Source organism: Bradyrhizobium sp. SZCCT0153 (assembly GCF_018129995.1).
GTDB lineage: Bacteria > Pseudomonadota > Alphaproteobacteria > Rhizobiales > Xanthobacteraceae > Bradyrhizobium > Bradyrhizobium japonicum_G.
Genome location: NZ_JAFCKS010000001.1, coordinates 1,374,004 through 1,389,569 on the forward strand (window position 1 = coordinate 1,374,004; position 15,566 = coordinate 1,389,569).

Annotated in this window: 13 protein-coding genes and 1 other RNA gene; 6 read left to right on the forward strand and 8 right to left on the reverse strand. The window is 65.1% G+C overall.

Annotated elements, in window-relative coordinates:
* Positions 1 to 3: 3 nt before the first annotated feature.
* Both gap and tkt read right to left on the reverse strand, forming a co-directional pair.
* Positions 4 to 1,011 (reverse strand): type I glyceraldehyde-3-phosphate dehydrogenase, encoded by a 1,008-nt coding sequence (gene gap / locus JQ572_RS06640; protein ID WP_211382140.1) that lies wholly within the window; start codon positions 1,009 to 1,011, stop codon positions 4 to 6.
* Positions 1,012 to 1,167: 156 nt separating this feature from the next.
* Positions 1,168 to 3,153, reverse strand: coding sequence for a transketolase (gene tkt / locus JQ572_RS06645; RefSeq protein WP_211382141.1), 1,986 nt, complete (start codon positions 3,151 to 3,153; stop codon positions 1,168 to 1,170).
* 388 nt (positions 3,154 to 3,541) lie between these two features.
* Between tkt and JQ572_RS06650 the strand changes: the two genes are divergently transcribed.
* The 5 genes from JQ572_RS06650 to JQ572_RS06670 all read left to right on the forward strand — a co-directional run bounded on the left by JQ572_RS06650 (position 3,542) and on the right by JQ572_RS06670 (position 6,227).
* Positions 3,542 to 3,862 (forward strand): DUF4164 domain-containing protein, encoded by a 321-nt coding sequence (locus JQ572_RS06650; protein ID WP_026232773.1) that lies wholly within the window; start codon positions 3,542 to 3,544, stop codon positions 3,860 to 3,862.
* The gene (locus tag JQ572_RS06655; protein WP_211382142.1) at positions 3,859 to 4,242 is read left to right on the forward strand and encodes a cell division protein ZapA; all 384 of its coding nucleotides are present in this window, start codon (positions 3,859 to 3,861) and stop codon (positions 4,240 to 4,242) included. Before JQ572_RS06650 ends, JQ572_RS06655 begins: the two co-directional genes overlap by 4 nt.
* A 239-nt stretch (positions 4,243 to 4,481) precedes the next feature.
* Positions 4,482 to 4,643, forward strand: a non-coding RNA gene (gene ssrS / locus JQ572_RS06660) — 6S RNA.
* Positions 4,644 to 4,831: 188 nt separating this feature from the next.
* Positions 4,832 to 5,425 (forward strand): 5-formyltetrahydrofolate cyclo-ligase, encoded by a 594-nt coding sequence (locus tag JQ572_RS06665; RefSeq protein WP_211382143.1) that lies wholly within the window; start codon positions 4,832 to 4,834, stop codon positions 5,423 to 5,425.
* Positions 5,403 to 6,227, forward strand: a complete 825-nt coding sequence (locus JQ572_RS06670) for a TIGR00282 family metallophosphoesterase (protein ID WP_211382144.1) — start codon at positions 5,403 to 5,405, stop codon at positions 6,225 to 6,227. Before JQ572_RS06665 ends, JQ572_RS06670 begins: the two co-directional genes overlap by 23 nt.
* Positions 6,228 to 6,426: 199 nt before the next feature.
* Here the strand turns inward: JQ572_RS06670 and JQ572_RS06675 are convergent, their stop codons facing one another.
* The 6 genes from JQ572_RS06675 to JQ572_RS06700 all read right to left on the reverse strand — a co-directional run bounded on the left by JQ572_RS06675 (position 6,427) and on the right by JQ572_RS06700 (position 14,474).
* Complete coding sequence (locus JQ572_RS06675) at positions 6,427 to 7,770, reverse strand: c-type cytochrome (RefSeq protein ID WP_211382145.1); 1,344 nt, start codon at positions 7,768 to 7,770, stop codon at positions 6,427 to 6,429.
* A complete protein-coding gene (locus JQ572_RS06680) occupies positions 7,767 to 9,935 on the reverse strand; it encodes a xanthine dehydrogenase family protein molybdopterin-binding subunit (RefSeq protein WP_211382146.1) in 2,169 nt (722 codons plus the stop codon). The genes JQ572_RS06675 and JQ572_RS06680 overlap by 4 nt, the downstream gene beginning before the upstream one ends.
* Before the next feature lie 8 nt (positions 9,936 to 9,943).
* Positions 9,944 to 10,408, reverse strand: a complete 465-nt coding sequence (locus tag JQ572_RS06685) for a (2Fe-2S)-binding protein (protein WP_211382147.1) — start codon at positions 10,406 to 10,408, stop codon at positions 9,944 to 9,946.
* 66 nt (positions 10,409 to 10,474) lie between these two features.
* Positions 10,475 to 10,651: a hypothetical protein gene (locus JQ572_RS06690; protein ID WP_211382148.1), complete on the reverse strand. Its 177-nt coding sequence runs from the start codon at positions 10,649 to 10,651 to the stop codon at positions 10,475 to 10,477.
* A gap of 459 nt (positions 10,652 to 11,110) precedes the next feature.
* A complete protein-coding gene (locus tag JQ572_RS06695) occupies positions 11,111 to 12,535 on the reverse strand; it encodes a methyl-accepting chemotaxis protein (RefSeq protein WP_211382149.1) in 1,425 nt (474 codons plus the stop codon).
* A gap of 190 nt (positions 12,536 to 12,725) precedes the next feature.
* On the reverse strand, positions 12,726 to 14,474 hold the full coding sequence (locus JQ572_RS06700) for a methyl-accepting chemotaxis protein (RefSeq protein WP_211382150.1): 1,749 nt from the start codon (positions 14,472 to 14,474) through the stop codon (positions 12,726 to 12,728).
* Positions 14,475 to 14,680: 206 nt separating this feature from the next.
* Between JQ572_RS06700 and JQ572_RS06705 the strand changes: the two genes are divergently transcribed.
* Complete coding sequence (locus JQ572_RS06705; protein ID WP_211382151.1) at positions 14,681 to 15,427, forward strand: YebC/PmpR family DNA-binding transcriptional regulator; 747 nt, start codon at positions 14,681 to 14,683, stop codon at positions 15,425 to 15,427.
* The last annotated feature ends 139 nt before the right edge of the window (positions 15,428 to 15,566 follow it).

Here is a 15,566-nt window from a genome sequence, read left to right on the forward strand (position 1 = left end):
GAGTTAGATCACCTTCGCCAGCGCGACGGCGGTATCGGCCATGCGGTTCGAGAAACCCCACTCGTTGTCGTACCAGGACATCACGCGCACCAGCGTGCCGTTCTGCACCTTGGTCTGGTCCTCGTGGAAGGTCGAGGAGTGCGGGTCGTGGTTGAAGTCGATCGAGACGTTCGGCGCATTGGTGTAGCCGAGGATGCCCTTGAGCTGCTGCTCGGAAGCGCGCTTCATCGCCGCGTTGATTTCCTTCACGTCGGTGGCGCGCTTGGCGATGATCTTGAGGTCGACGACCGAGACGTTCGGGGTCGGCACGCGGATCGCGACGCCGTCGAGCTTGCCCTTCAGCTCGGGCAGAACGAGGCCGATCGCCTTGGCGGCGCCGGTCGAGGTCGGGATCATCGACATCGCAGCCGCACGGCCGCGGTAGAGATCCTTGTGCATCGTGTCGAGCGTCGGCTGGTCGCCGGTATAGGCGTGGATGGTGGTCATGAAGCCGGTCTCGATGCCGACGAGGTCGTTCAGCACCTTGGCCACCGGCGCGAGGCAGTTGGTGGTGCAGGAGCCGTTGGAGACGACCAGATGATCCCTGGTCAGCGTCTCGTGGTTGACGCCGTAGACGATGGTGGCGTCGGCGCCGTCGGCGGGCGCGGAGACCAGCACGCGCTTGGCGCCGGCGGTCAGGTGCGCGGAGGCCTTGTCCTTCGAGGTGAAGATGCCGGTGCATTCCATCGCGATGTCGATGCCGAGATCCTTCCAGGGCAGCTTCGAGGGATCGCGCTCGGCGGTCACCTTGATCTTGCCGCCTCCGACGCTGATCGTGTCGCCATCGACGGTGACGGTGCCGGGAAAGCGGCCATGGACGCTGTCGAAACGGAGCAGGTGGGCGTTGGTCTCGACCGGGCCGAGGTCGTTGATGCCGACGACCTCGATGTCCTTGCGGCCGGACTCGGCGATAGCCCGCAGGATGTTGCGGCCGATGCGGCCAAAACCGTTAATTCCAACGCGGACTGCCATGTTTCGTCTCCTTATGACCGTTCAATGACGTTCGTCATGCCGCACAACGCGCTTAGCGCGCCTGCGAGGGTTTTTTAGGGCGGACGCCCGGTTCGGCCGGACGGTGCTTGATCATATGAGACGTTACCTAGTCCTTTTTTTTGGCAAGCTCAACTCTCAGGAAACGCGCTTCAGCACGGCGTTGACCGCAGCCTCGGCGGTGATGCCGAAATGCTTGTAAAGCTCCTTCGCCGGACCGCTTTCGCCGAAGGAATGCATCCCGATGAATTCGCCGTCCTGGCCGATCACGGCATCCCAGCCCCAGCGCACCGCTGCCTCGATCGCGACCTTCACCGGCGCGTTGCCGACGATTGCGGCGCGCTTGGCCTCTGGTTGCGCTAACAACAGCTCGAGCGAGGGCACCGAGACCACCCGTGACGCGATGCCGCGCTCGGCGAGCTGCTTCTGGGCGGCGACCGCGATCTCGACCTCGGAGCCGGAGGCGAACAGCGTCGCCTTGGCTTCGCCCTGGGCGGCCACCAGCTCGTAGGCGCCCTGGGCGCAAGGCGTGTCGTTCGGCGCATTGGTGCGAAGCTGCGGCAGGTTCTGCCGCGTCAGTGCCAGCACGGTCGGGCCGTCGATGCGGTTCAGCGCGAGCTCCCAGCACTCGGCGACCTCGATGGAATCGCAGGGGCGGAACACGCGCATGTTCGGGATGGCGCGAAGCGCGGCGAGATGCTCGACCGGCTGATGGGTCGGGCCGTCTTCACCGAGGCCGATGGAGTCATGCGTCATCACGTAGACGACGCCTGTGCCCATCAACGCGGCAAGCCGCATCGCGGGCCGCGCATAGTCGGTGAACACCAGGAACGTCGCGCCGTTCGGTGCGAAGCCGCCATGCAGGAAGATGCCGTTCATCGCCGCGCACATGCCGTGCTCGCGGATGCCGTAATGGATGAAGCGGCCCTTCGGCGTCTTGGCCGAGAAGGCGGTCGCCGACTTCGCCTTGTTGTTGTTGGAGCCGGTGAGGTCGGCCGAGCCCGCCAGGAATTCCATCGGCATGGCGCCGGCGATGACTTCGATCACGGCTTCCGAGGATTTGCGGGTCGCCGCAATCATCGGCTTCTCCAGCAGCTCCTTCTTGTAGGCGCGCACCGCCTTGGTCAGCGAGGCCGGACGCTCGTGGCGCAGGCGGCGCTCGAACTCGGCGCGCTTGCGGCTGCCGAGCTCGCCGAGCCGTCCTTCCCATTCCTGGCGAGCCGCCACGCCGCGGCTGCCGGCTGCGCGCCAGGCCTTGAGCACGTCATCGGGCACCGAGAACGGCTCGAGCGAGATGCCGAGATTTTCCTTGGCGGCCTTGAGCTCGTCGGCGCCGAGCGCCTCGCCGTGCACCTTCGACGTGCCGGCCTTGTGCGGCGCGCCGAAGCCGATGGTGGTGCGGCAGGCGATCAGCGTCGGCTTGCCGGATTTTTTGGCGCGGGTGATGGCGTCGGCGATCGCGGCCTGGTCGTGGCCGTCGATTTTCTCCGCGGCCCAGCCGGCGGACTTGAAGCGCTTCACCTGGTCGACGGAATCGGAGATCGAGGTCGGGCCGTCGATCGAGATGCCGTTGTCGTCGTAGAGAACGATCATCTTGTTGAGCTTCCAGTGCCCGGCCATCGCGATCGCTTCCTGCGACACGCCTTCCATCAGGTCGCCGTCGGAGGCGAGCACATAGGTGTGGTGGTCGACGATCTTCTTGCCGAACTCGGCGGCGAGCATCTTCTCGGCGAGCGCCATGCCGACCGCGGTCGAGATGCCTTGCCCGAGCGGGCCGGTGGTGGTCTCGATGCCCTTGGTGCGGAAATTCTCGGGATGCCCCGGGGTCAGCGAGTCGACCTGGCGGAACTGCTTGATCTGGTCCAGCGTCATTTCGGAATTGCCGGTCAGGTACAGCAGCGCATACAGCAGCATCGAGCCGTGCCCGGCCGAGAGCACGAAGCGGTCGCGATCCGGCCAGCTGGGTGCGGCGGCATCGAATTTCAGGAACTGCGTGAACAGCACCGTGGCGATGTCGGCGGCGCCCATCGGCAGGCCCGGATGGCCCGATTTCGCCTTCTCGACGGCGTCCATCGCAAGGCCGCGGATCGCGTTGGCCATACGGGAATGATCGACCTTCGTCATGTCTGAAATCCGTCTGATATGAGGCGCTTGTGGCGGTATTCGCCGCGCCGGAAGGAGCCTTTCGGCCGCTGGGGTCGCGGCTGGGGATAGCATCTCGGTTCCGGGAGTCCAAGGCAATCAAACGCCGGTTTGGCCGCAAAAGTTGCTTACGGCATGATCCGGAAAAGTGGCGGGCCGGTTTTCCGACGAGATCATGCCCGAGAGGAACTGCTGGATCGGGATGAATCTCATCCCGATCTAGCAGTGCATAGTTTCGCGGCGGCGTTGCGCTTGGCTAGCTTGCCACGTAAATTTCTGCTTCTAACCGCTTGCCGAACCGAGTCTTTTGCCGGACGGCAAGCCCCAGGGTAAAGGCCACCCATAGGCCACAGGTTCCGCCGCTGACTGCATGAACGATCGCGTTTCCAACAGCTCTGCCATGACGGAGTCCTCGGCCGTCGAGATCGAGATCGCGACGCGCAGGCTCATGGCGGCGCTCGACTCGCTCGAAAGCGCTGTGGAGCGTCGGCGCGATGCCGATCGCGACGAGAACGAGCTCGCGGCGCGGATCCAGGCGCTGGGCGCGGACCGTTCACGGCTTGCCGATGAGCTCGACGGTGCGCTGGTCAAGGCGCGCAAGCTCGAGCGCTCCAGTCGCGAGATCTCCGATCGGCTGGATTCCGCCATCGTCACGATACGCTCGGTGCTCGATACCGGAGAGGACGGATGAGCCACATCAACGTCACCATCAACGGCCGGCAATACCGCATGGCCTGCGAGGAGGGCCAGGAGGTGCGGCTGCTCAAGCTCGCCGAAAGCCTGGAGACGCGGATCCAGTCCCTGCGCGGAAAATTCGGCGAGATCGGCGATGCCAGGCTCACCGTGATGGCGGCGCTGACCGTTTGCGACGAGCTGGTCGACTCGGGCAATCGCATCCGCACCATGGAGCAGGAGCTGACTGAACTGCGGGATTTCCGCAATGCCGCCGTGGAGCGCGCCAGGATGACGCAGACCGCGGTGGTGAATGCACTGAATGCCGCCGCAGAACGCATCGAGAAGTCGACCCAGGTCCTGAACCGGACCGTCGGCAACGGCATCGCCATCGGGTAGCGGCTGCTGCCACGCGGCCAGTGCGCTCCCTCCCCCGCTTGCGGGGGAGGGCTGGGGAGAGGGTGTCTCCACGATCGAGGACCCCCAAGAGGAAAGAGCCCTCACCCGCGCCTTCGGCGCGACCTCTCCCGCAAGCGGGAGAGGTTAAGCGAGCCAGCGGCGCGAGCAACCAACCCAAATATCATCGCGCCCTATGCGCCGGGCTGGCGATTCGTCAGTATCGTTGTTACATTGCCAAAGCGAGGCTGCGACGCGCGTCCGGAGCCATAATATCCCCGGGGCCTTATCGATCCTTTAGGGAACTGTCCCTGGCCGAGCCCGTGGGCTCGGACATATGGTGCCCACCTACTTTCGTAGGGAACTCCGGGATCGAGTGCTTCAACGGCGTTCGCGGCTTCGCACTGTTGCTTCCTTCCGGTTCGTGCCTGTCGAAATGACTGCGGCCAGTTCAGTAGGTGTCATGCCCCGGCCCGCTCGGGGCATCCAGCACGCCGCGGCCCTTGTGTGAATCACCACCGCCTCTGGAATGCTGGATCACCCAGTGCGCAAGGGCGCACAAGACGGGTGATGACGTGGGGGACCAAAGCACATGACCACCAAATCCGAGCTCCGTGCCAAGGCCCTCGCGGCGCGCGACGCGCTGAGCGAGAAGAAGCGCGCCACGGCCGCAACAAAACTCGCCAGGCGCGGGCTGCCGTTCAAGCTCTTGCCGGGCAGCATCGTGTCCGGCTATTCGCCGATCCGCAGCGAGATCGATCCGATGCCGCTGATGAAGATGCTCGCCGAGGAGGGCGCCAGGCTCGCGCTGCCTTGCGTCACCGCGCGCGGCCAGTCGCTGGTCTTCCGCATCTTTCATCCGAACGACCGCTTGATGATGGGCCCGCTCGGCATCCCCGAGCCGTCGCCGGCCGCGGCGGAAGTCGTCCCCGACATCATGCTGACGCCGCTCGCGGCCTTCGACCGTCTCGGCCATCGCATCGGCTATGGCGCCGGGCACTACGACCACACCTTCGCGCATCTGCGCAAGGCCAAGACCATCGTCGGCATCGGGCTCGCTTTTGCAGCGCAAGAGATCAAGGCGGTTCCGGCACTAGCCCACGACGTGGCGCTGGATTATGTGTTAACGGAATCGGACGTGTTCGATTTCCGGAGTTCTGAAGTTGCGCATTCTCTTCGTGGGTGATGTCGTCGGTCGTAGCGGCCGCAACGCCATCGCCGAATATCTGCCCGGCATGGTCAAGGACTGGTCGCTCGATTTCGTCGTCGTCAACGGCGAGAATTCGGCCGGAGGCTTCGGCATCACGGAAGCGATCTATCAGGAGTTCCTCGATGCCGGCGCCGACGCGGTGACGCTCGGCAATCACTCCTGGGACCAGCGCGAAGCCCTCGTGTTCATCGAGCGCGCCGAGCGCCTGGTGCGGCCCGCGAACTATCCGCGCGGCACCCCCGGCCGCGGCGCCGCCCTGGTCGAGACCAAGAACGGCAAGCATGCGCTGGTCGTCAACGCATTGGGCCGCGTCTTCATGACCCCGTTCGACGATCCCTTTGCAGCATTGGAGCGCGAGTTAGGGGCCTGTCCGCTCGGCATTGCGGCAGATGCCATCGTCGTCGACTTCCATTGCGAGGCGAGCAGCGAGAAGCAGGGCATCGGCTTCTTCTGCGACGGCCGCGCCAGCCTTGTCGTCGGCACGCACACCCATGTGCCGACCGCGGACCACCAGATCCTGTCCGGCGGCACCGCCTACATGACCGATGCCGGCATGACCGGCGATTACGATTCCATCATCGGCATGCAGAAGGAAGAGCCGCTGCGGAGGTTCACGTCGGGAATTCCGTCGGGCCGGTTCGAGCCGGCCGCGGGGGCGGCGACGCTCAGCGGCGTTGCGGTCGAGACGGATGATGCGACGGGACTCGCGTTGCGGGTCGCGCCAGTGCGCGTCGGCGGCAGGCTGGAGCCGACGACGCCGAAATTCTGGTTGAGCTGAATTCCTTTGCGGCACTGACGGTGCACCCTCGCCCCTTGTGGGAGAGGGTGGCTCGCCGCGTGGCGGCGAGACGGGTGAGGGGTTCTCTCCGCACGCGAGTCTCTCACATTTGAATTCGCGGACAGAACCCCTCATCCGGCGCTTCGCGCCACCTTCTCCCACAAGGGGAGAAGGTGCGGTGGTGTTCGCGGCGAAAGATTTACTCCGCCGTCTGCTCCCGCAACTCCGCGACATCCTTCGCCGTCAGCTTCGAGCCCTTGGTGCCGAACCTTCCCGTCACGTAATTCGCCACCGCGGCGATCTCGTCGTCGGTGTACGCGTTGCCAAACGCCGGCATCGACAGCGCGCCGTCGGGCGTATGCCGCTTCGTCCCCGAGATCACGATCTGCGCGACGTTGGTGGCGGCGGGGTCGTTGACGGCCCAGGTGCCGGTGAGCGTCGCCATCGGCGACACCGGGCTCTCGCCGCTCCAGCCGTGGCAGCTGGCACAGGCGCTGGCGAACACCTTCTTGCCGCGCGCATCCGCCGTGACGCCGTCCTTGTGCGAGGCGGGCGCGACGGGAGCCGTGGTGGCGGGCAGATCGGGCGAGGGCTGTGGCGGCACGCTGCGCAAGTAAGCAACGATGCTGCTGATGTCTTCGGGGGCGAACTGGCTAAAACTGTGGTCGACGGCTTCGCCCATCGGACCCGAGGCCGAGCCGTGGCCAGGTGCGTGGCCGAGCGACAGATACGAGACCAGATCCGCGTCGCTCCAATTGCCGAGGCCGGTGGCCCTTTCGGAGGAGACGTTGAAGGCACGCCAACCGGCGGTAATGGCGCCGCCGAACTTCCTGCGGTTGTCCAGCGCGAAGCCGAGATTGCGCGGTGTGTGGCACTCGCCGCAATGCGCCAGCGCTTCGGCCAGATACGCCCCGCGATTCCACTCCGGGCTCTTCGAGGTGTCAGGCGCAAAGCGCGTGTCCGGATTGAACACGGCCGACCAGACAATCATCGCCCAGCGCTGGTTGAACGGGAACGACAGCGTGTTCTCGGGCGCCTCGGCGCGCACGGCCGGCAGGCTGAACAGATACGCCTTCACCGCCAGCACGTCCTCGTCCGTCATGAAGGTGTAGGACGTGTATGGCATCGCCGGATACAGCCGCGCGCCGTCGCGGCGCTTGCCGTGCTGGACCGCGCCCAGGAAATCCTGGTCGCTGTAATTGCCGATGCCGGTGTCCTTGTCCGGCGTGATGTTGGTCGAATAAAGCGTGCCGAACGGCAGCTTGAAGGCGAGACCGCCAGCATAGTCCTTCTCGCCGGGCTTGGTGTGGCAGACCATGCAGTCGGCCGCCTTGGCGAGATATTCACCGCGCTCGACAAGGCTTGCCTTTTCGAGTTTGGCCGGCACGCCCGTGGGCTTGCCGGCGCGATAGTCCGCCAGCGCCACTTTCGTGCCGCCGGCGAAGTCGAGCGGACCGGGTCCGCGGATGATCCAGACGCCGAGCGCTGCCACGACGAGGGCGATCACGATGAGGCTTGTGAGAATACGCATCTTGCCGCTCATGCCTTCTTCCCCGCAGCCAGCAATTTCCGATCGATCGGCAGGCGCCGCAGCGCCACGCCGGTTGCGGCGTAGATCGCATTGCGCAGCGCCGGCGGTCCCGCCGTCGTGCCGGTCTCGCCGATCCCGCCGGGTGCCTCGCCGCTCTTGACGACGTGAACCTCGATCTTGGGTGTCTGGTTGATCCGCAACATCCGGTAGTCATTGAAGTTGGATTGCTGGACGCGACCCTTTTCGATCGTGATCTCGCCGTAGAGCGCGGCGGTGAGGCCGAAGATCAATCCGCCCTCGACCTGGGCCACGATCGTATCGGGATTGACGGCGATGCCGGTGTCCACCACCGAGGTCGCACGGCGCAGATTGACCTCGCCTTGCTCGTCGACCTCCGCTTCCACCACCGTGGCGATGAAACTCCCGAAAGACGGCTGCAGGCACACGCCGCGCCCGACGCGCGCCGGCAAGGGCTGCCCCCAATTGGCTTTCTCTGCAGCAAGATTGAGGACGGACAGGAAGCGCGGCTGATTGGCCAGCATGCCACGGCGAAACTCGACCGGGTCCTTGCCCGCCTTGCGCGCCAGTTCGTCGATGAAGCACTCGACCGCAAACACGTTGTTGTTGGGGCCGACCCCGCGCCAGAATCCGGTTGGTATCGCCGGCGGCTCTGCCCGCACATATTCGACGTGGACATTCGGGATCTCGTAGGGCACGTCCGTGGCGCTGTCGACCGCGTCGATGTCGATGCCCTTCTGGAACGCCGGAGGCAGCCAGCGTGCGATGATCGCAGCGCCGGCGATCTTGTATTTCCAGCTGGCGATCTTGCCGCCCGACAAGGTCGCTGCGATCGTGTCGCGATAGACCGGTCGATAGACGTCGTGCTGAATGTCTTCCTCGCGGGTCCACACCACCTTGACCGGACCCTCGACCTGTTTGGCGATGCGGACGGCCGCGACCACCATGTCGGGCTCGAGCTTGCGGCCGAAGCCGCCGCCGAGCAGGTGCTGGTTGACGGTCACCTTCTCGATCGGGAGCCCGGCGGCCTTGGCCGCCTCCGACTGCACGCGCGCCATGATCTGCGTTCCGGTCCAGATTTCGCAGGAGTCGGGCTTGCAATGCACCGTGGCGTTCAACGGCTCCATCGTTGCGTGCGCGAGGAACGGCAGCTCGAACGAAGCCTCGATCTTTTCGCCGGAGGCGAGGCCCTTGGCGATGTCGCCGGTGGATTTGGCGACCACGCCGTCCTTTGCGCTGGCGGCGCGCAAGTCTTCCCAGATCGCTTTCGAATCGATCTTCGCGTTCGGTCCCTCGTTCCACGCGATGTCGAGCGCATCCAGGCCTTTCTTCGCCGCCCACATGTGATCGCCGACGACTGCAACGAGATCGTCGAGCACGACGATCTGCCGCACGCCCGGAATCTTCCTGGCGGCATGGTCATCGACCTTGCCGACCTTGCCGCCGAAAACCGGGCACTGCGCCAGCGTTGCGAACTTCATGTTCGGCACGATGGCGTCGATGCCGTAGACGGCCTTGCCGTTGACCTTCTCGGGCGTGTCGAGCCGCTTGAACGGCTGGCCGATATAGACGAAATCCTTGGGGTCCTTGAGTGGGACGTCCTTGGGCGGCGTCTGGCCGCTTGCGGCAGCCGCAAGCGCACCATAGCCAAGCGTCCGGCCGCTCGCCTTGTGGGTCACCTCACCCTTCGACGTCGTGCAACTGGCGGGATCGACGCCCCATTGCGCGGCCGCGGCCTGCACCAGCATGGCGCGCGCGCTGGCGCCGGCATCGCGCAGCGGCTTCCAGAACGCCCGGACCGACGTGGAGCCTCCGGTCGCCTGAATGATGAAAATGGGATTGCCGTAAAGCTTCTCGTTGGCGGGTGCGTGCAGCAGCTGGACCTTCGCCCAGTCGGCGTCGAGTTCCTCTGCCAGGATCATCGAGACCGCGGTGTAGATTCCCTGTCCCATCTCGACTTGCGGCATCACCAGCGTCGTCAGACCTTCCGGGTCGATGCGGATGAAGGCATTCGGCGCGAACTTGTCATCGGTCTTGTCCTCCGGCTGCACCGGTTCGTTGACGGCGGCGCGGAGCGGCAGATGGAAGGCGAGCAGGAAGCCGGTGGCGAGGCTGCCGGTCAGAAGCGTGCGGCGGGAGACGCTGTTGTGCGCATTCATGGCGGACCTCACGACTGACGGCCGTTGGCGGCCTGCTTGATGGCCTCGCGGATCCGCACATAGGTGCCGCAGCGACAGATGTTGCCGGCCATGGCGGCGTCGATGTCGGAATCATCGGGGTTCGGCGTTGCCGCCAGCAGCGCGGCGGCCGACATGATCTGGCCGGACTGGCAATAGCCGCACTGGACCACTTCGGCCTCCAACCAGGCCTTCTGCACCTTCGCGCCCGCCGGCGTGGTGCCGACATGCTCGATGGTGGTGATGACGCGGTTCGCGACGGCGCTGACCGGCAGCACGCACGAGCGCACCGCCTTGCCGTCGACATGCACCGTGCAGGCGCCGCACTGCGCAATGCCGCAGCCGAACTTGGTGCCCGTCATCCCGAGGATGTCGCGCAGCACCCACAGCAGCGGCATGTCCGGTGGCGCGTCGAACGATTTCGTTTCGCCGTTGATGGTGAGAGTAGTTGCCATGTGCATCCCCTTGCTCGGCGATCGCTTGCGGCGATCATCTCGGCGAATTTTTCCGCGTGACCATAATCATAACGACGCGAAGCGATGAAGCGTCGAAATTCCCGGCAATGCATATTTGCGCGGGTAGCGCGTCAGGCCATGACGTTCACGAATTTGTGCGGCGATCGCTGCAACGGTTTTGGGCCAATTGATATGATAATCGTCATGTTTTGACGCTTTTTCGTCGTGCATGCCGTTGGTCATCGCACTCGATCGTGCGAACGCGCAAAATCATGCGAAGTCGAAACTCGTGCGATTCGAAAAGTCGGGCACGACACATCCTCGCTTGCGGCCATCCTTCGAGACGCCCGCCGACGGCGGGCCCTCAGGATGAGGATCGAGTGTGCGGACGCAATTTGAAGAGCACCAATGCCAATCAGCCTCATCCTGAGGAGACCGCGAAGCGGTCGTCTCGAAGGACGGGGCGCTTGCTCAGGCCTCGCCAAGCGCGAATGCGATAGACCCACCTTGCGGGCGAGGGCCTGTGGCGGCGCATGTTAAACTTCGGAATACTAGCAATATGCGCCTGTGTTGCCCGACGAGTCAAGCTGCGTCATGGGCTGCCGGCGCAAGTCGTTGATCTCCCACGCTGCGGCTACTGTGCATGGGGTTGTTTTCGAGCTTTTTGCTTCAGGGACGTCGGAGCGCCGTCGCCAGCAACCGTCAGCTCTGCCGGAAGCCCATCCGGAAGGCGCCCCAGTGCTTGCCGCGGATCATGATCGGTGAGGACAGATCCTTCATCAGTACGAACTGCCCGCCGCCCATGTCGCGGCGATAGGTCTGGAGCAGGAACGGCTTGGTGTTGGCCGCGACCTTCTTCACCGCGCGGTCGGTGAACAGGCGGCGATTGCGGCAATTGGCGTTATTCCAGACCGGGTCCTTGCCCTGCGGCAGGCGGTAGTTCGGATTGTGCGTCGGCAGATAGCCGCCCTTGGCCCAGGCGACGCAGAACACGATGCGGGAATCGGATTTCTGGATCGGGTCCTGGATCGCAGGAAGCACGCGGTCGGTGAAGTCGACGTAGCTGGTATTGTACTGCTTGGGATCGGTGCCGGCGATTTCCCGGTAGTTCTCGTCCATGAGCTGGTCGAGCGAGATCTCGCCGCGGTCGATCGCGGCCTCGAACTCGTCCGAGATCCGCTTTGCGGTCTCGACGACGACGCGAATCAGCGGCGCATCCGACGTCTCGACGCCGCTGTCGGCGATCAGCGCGATCAGCGCTTCGGACGTGTCGAGCAATTTTGTCACGCGCTGATCGGCGTTCTTGAGATCGCGCGAGGAGAGGTCGACGCCCTTGGCGAGCTCGTTGAGCTCACCGATGACGATGTCGCAGTGTCCGAGATTGGAGGTCGCCGCGCGCGTGACGCTGCCGATCTCCGCTTCCACGGAGGCGAAGCCCTGCTGGACCCGCGAGATGATGCCGGAGATCTGCTGGGCGCCTTCGCCGGCGGTCTTGGCGCGCTGCGAGGCGTCGCTGCTCTCGCCGATCAGGCCTTCGATCTGGCCGTCGAGATCGCGCACGGTGTCGGAGATCTGATGCGTGGCCTGGCGGGTGGCTTCGGCGAGGTTCTTCACCTCGCTTGCGACCACTGCGAAGCCGCGGCCGGCATTGCCGGCGCGCGCCGCTTCGATGGTGGCGTTGAGCGCGAGCAGATTGGTCTGCTTTGCGATCGCCTCGATCGAGCCGGATACCTTCGCCACCTGCGCCAGCGCCGAGCCGACGGCGCTCAAGCGCGCCTCGATCCGCTCCACCGCCGCGACGAGTTCGGCGATGTGGCTGACGGCGGTGTCGACGGCGCCGCGCGACTGCGCGATCTCGCCGACCGCCGCTGACGTGGTCGATTGCACCGCCTGCGATGCATTGGCGATGTCGTGGTTGGCCGAGACCATCGTCTCGGCGGTCTTCTGGAGGTGATGGAACCGTTCCGACTGGTTCGAGACGCGGTTCGCGACTTCCTGGACGTTGCCGGCAATGTCGGCGAGTTCCACGCCGAGGCCGCCGATGCGGTCGGCGAGCTGATCGATCAGCCGCTCGGCGAGTGTCCGGTTGGAGCCGGTGTCCAGTACTGCAAGTTGTACGACGGACATGTCTTGAGAGTCCTCCAGTCAGAGCCGTTCGCCGGCTCACCGCGGCATTCCCATTCCAATCCCAACCCTAAAGGATGATTCGCGACCGGCGTCTTGCCTGAGCGTGCACTCGGGCACAATTCGCGCCCTGTTTCCTAGGATTGAGCATGAACTTGTCGAAAAAACGCTGCATGGTTTTTCGGGTCGTGCCCTAGAGCTTGTAGGCCGTGCGAAATCCACCCCAGTGCCGGCCCTGCACGCGGATCGGGACGTCGATCTCGCGCATCATCACCGTGTTCCCGTTGCCCATGTCGCGCGCATAGCTCTGGATCAGATACGAGCGCAGGTTGCGCGCGGCAGCCAACCCAGCCGGATCGTTGAACATCCGCCGGTTGCGGCTGTTGGCCGTGTTCCAGGCGACGTCACCCGGCCGCTGCGGATGCGAATAGATCCTGTTGTGCACCGGCAGGAAGCCGTTGCGATCGACCATGGCGCAGAACGCCATGCGCGGGTCCTTGGCCAGGAAGGCTTCCTGGAACGAGGGCAGCGCGCGATCGGCCCAGTCCAGATATCTGGTGCGGTATTGCTGCGGATTGGTTACGGCGATCTCGGCGTAATCGGTGTCGAAGAGGTCGTCGATCCTGACGTCGCCGCGCGCGACCGCCTGCTCGAAGATCCCGGTCAGCGCGCTGCCCGCCTCCATGGCGCGGGTGACGAACTCGGTGTTTTCTTCGTGGATCGACCAGAGCCTGTCCTCGATCTTCTCGTTGAGCTCGGCATTGGGACCGACGAATTGCGCGCGGGCGCCGGCCTTGGATTGTTCGACCACGCGCAGGCGGCAGGCGCCGACGTCTTCGAGCGTGCCTTCGATCATTGCTTGCGGTGCAAGGCGGCCCGCCTCCGCGCCGCCGATCAGCACGCCGTCCATCGCGATCTCGTAAACCGGCCATACGCCGCGCGCGGTTTCGAGCTTGAGATGGCAGGGCAGTCGCTCGGTCTTGCGGCGATCCTCGTTCTCGCTCTGGCGGAGCAGCACGGCGCAGCGCGATTTCAGTTTCTGCGCGAATGCGGTGACGGCCTTGCCGGCGCTGGCGACGTTCTCGCCGTGGGTCTCGGCCGCCTTGGTCGCAGCATCGATCTCGGCCGCGCTTTCGCCGACCGAGATGATGAACTCCGACGCGCTTGTCGCGTTGCCGGAGACCTCGCTGGTGGTGGCGTTCTGTTCGGCGACCGCGCCGTTGACGGTCTCGAACACCGGGCGGATTGCCTCGATGGCCTGCGAGATGCGGTGGACGGCATCGGCTGAGCCGGCCGCGTCGCGCTGCAGCGCGTCGATCTTTTTGGTGATCTCTTCCGTCGCGCCCTGGGTCTGCACCGCGAGTGCCTTGACCTCGGTGGCGACGACCGCAAAGCCTTTGCCCGCAGCCCCCGCACGCGCGGCCTCGATGGTCGAGTTGAGCGCAAGCAGCGTCGTCTGCCGCGCGATCTGCGCGATCAGATTGACGACGTTGCCGATGGCGGCCGAGGACTCGCGCAGCCGATCGACATTGGCGCGGGCTTCCTGGGCCGCGGCGCTGGCCTCGTCGGCCAGCTTGCCGGCCTCGCGAACCTGCGCCCCGATCCCCAGCGCCGACTGGGTGAACTTGTCGGCGGCATGGGCAAAGGTGGAGGCGGTCGACTGCGCAGCGTTGGTCCGGCCGGTCAGGGCATCGGTGCGGTCGCGAATGGCGGCGAGCGTCGTGGCCGTCGCCTCGGCGCCGCCAGCCACCGAATTGGCGGCACGCTCGAGCTGGCGAATCATCGCTCCAAGCTCGAGTTCCAGCAGTTCCAGGATTTCCTTGGCAGAATCCGCGTCAACGGCCGCAGCGGGCTCGGAATTGGCCGCAGGCTGCGCAGCCTGCGGGGCCGCCGCGGGCGCAGTCATGTCCGGCAGACGCTTCCGAAATAGTCCGAACGCCATCAGGTCTCTCTTGTCGGGGGACGGTCCGACGCTATTTTCGCAGGCTGGAATGAAATCAGGGTTAACGAAGCCTGACATCTAGGCACAGGACAGTAAGGTGTTACCTTAAAGTCGTAGAGCCTCTTTCTTTCCGGTGGGGGCGCGGCTTATAACGCCGCGCTTCCCACGCTCATCTTTTGGCGCACGATTCCCTAGAGAAGACACGCATGGCCGGACATTCCCAATTCAAGAACATCATGCACCGCAAGGGGCGGCAGGATGCCCAGAAGTCGAAGCTGTTCGGCAAGCTGGCGCGGGAAATCACCGTCGCGGCCAAGCTGGGGACACCCGACCCCAACATGAACCCGCGCCTGCGCGCGGCGATCATCGCGGCGCGTCAGGAGAACATGCCGAAGGACAATATCGAGCGCGCGGTCAAGAAGGCGCTCGGCAGCGAGGGCGAGAACTACGACGAGATCCGCTACGAGGGCTACGGTCCCGGCGGCGTCGCCGTCATCGTCGAGGCGCTGACCGACAACCGCAACCGTGCCGCTTCCGACATCCGCTCCTTCTTCACCAAATCCGGCGGCAATCTCGGTGAAACCGGCTCGGTCTCCTTCATGTTCGACCGTACCGGCATCGTCGAGTACGACCGCGGCGTCGCCTCCGACGACGCGGTGCTGGATGCCGCGATCGAGGCCGGCGCCGACGACGTGATCTCGGGCGAGAACGGCCACGAGATCTATGCCTCGACCGAAGGCTATCGCGACGTCGCCAAGGCGCTGGAAGCCAGGTTTGGCGAGCCGCGCAAGGCCGCGCTGATCTGGAAGCCTCAGAACACGGTCGCGGTGGACGACGAGACCGGCGAGAAGCTGCTCAAACTGATGGACCTGCTCAACGAGCACGACGACGTCCAGAACGTCTATGCCAATTTCGAGGTGTCGGACGCGCTGATGGCGAAGATGGGCGGGTAGGGCGATCAGGGCGATCGCGTGGACGGTGCGCTCCCTCGCCCCGCTCTTGCGGGAAGAGGCGAAGAGCAGCCCCCCGCTTTCCCCTGTTACTTCCGTTCTGTTTCTGTTTCGCTCCAAGCAGCCAGCCGCTATCACTGGC

Coding starts and splice junctions, on each gene's coding strand:
- gap (WP_211382140.1), bottom strand. CDS start 1,011: ATGGCAGTCCGCGTTGGAATTAACGGTTTTGGCCGCATCGGCCGCAAC.
- tkt (WP_211382141.1), bottom strand. CDS start 3,153: ATGACGAAGGTCGATCATTCCCGTATGGCCAACGCGATCCGCGGCCTT.
- JQ572_RS06650 (WP_026232773.1), top strand. CDS start 3,542: ATGAACGATCGCGTTTCCAACAGCTCTGCCATGACGGAGTCCTCGGCC.
- JQ572_RS06655 (WP_211382142.1), top strand. CDS start 3,859: ATGAGCCACATCAACGTCACCATCAACGGCCGGCAATACCGCATGGCC.
- JQ572_RS06665 (WP_211382143.1), top strand. CDS start 4,832: ATGACCACCAAATCCGAGCTCCGTGCCAAGGCCCTCGCGGCGCGCGAC.
- JQ572_RS06675 (WP_211382145.1), bottom strand. CDS start 7,770: ATGAGCGGCAAGATGCGTATTCTCACAAGCCTCATCGTGATCGCCCTC.
- JQ572_RS06680 (WP_211382146.1), bottom strand. CDS start 9,935: ATGAATGCGCACAACAGCGTCTCCCGCCGCACGCTTCTGACCGGCAGC.
- JQ572_RS06685 (WP_211382147.1), bottom strand. CDS start 10,408: ATGGCAACTACTCTCACCATCAACGGCGAAACGAAATCGTTCGACGCG.
- JQ572_RS06690 (WP_211382148.1), bottom strand. CDS start 10,651: ATGACCAACGGCATGCACGACGAAAAAGCGTCAAAACATGACGATTAT.
- JQ572_RS06695 (WP_211382149.1), bottom strand. CDS start 12,535: ATGTCCGTCGTACAACTTGCAGTACTGGACACCGGCTCCAACCGGACA.
- JQ572_RS06700 (WP_211382150.1), bottom strand. CDS start 14,474: ATGGCGTTCGGACTATTTCGGAAGCGTCTGCCGGACATGACTGCGCCC.
- JQ572_RS06705 (WP_211382151.1), top strand. CDS start 14,681: ATGGCCGGACATTCCCAATTCAAGAACATCATGCACCGCAAGGGGCGG.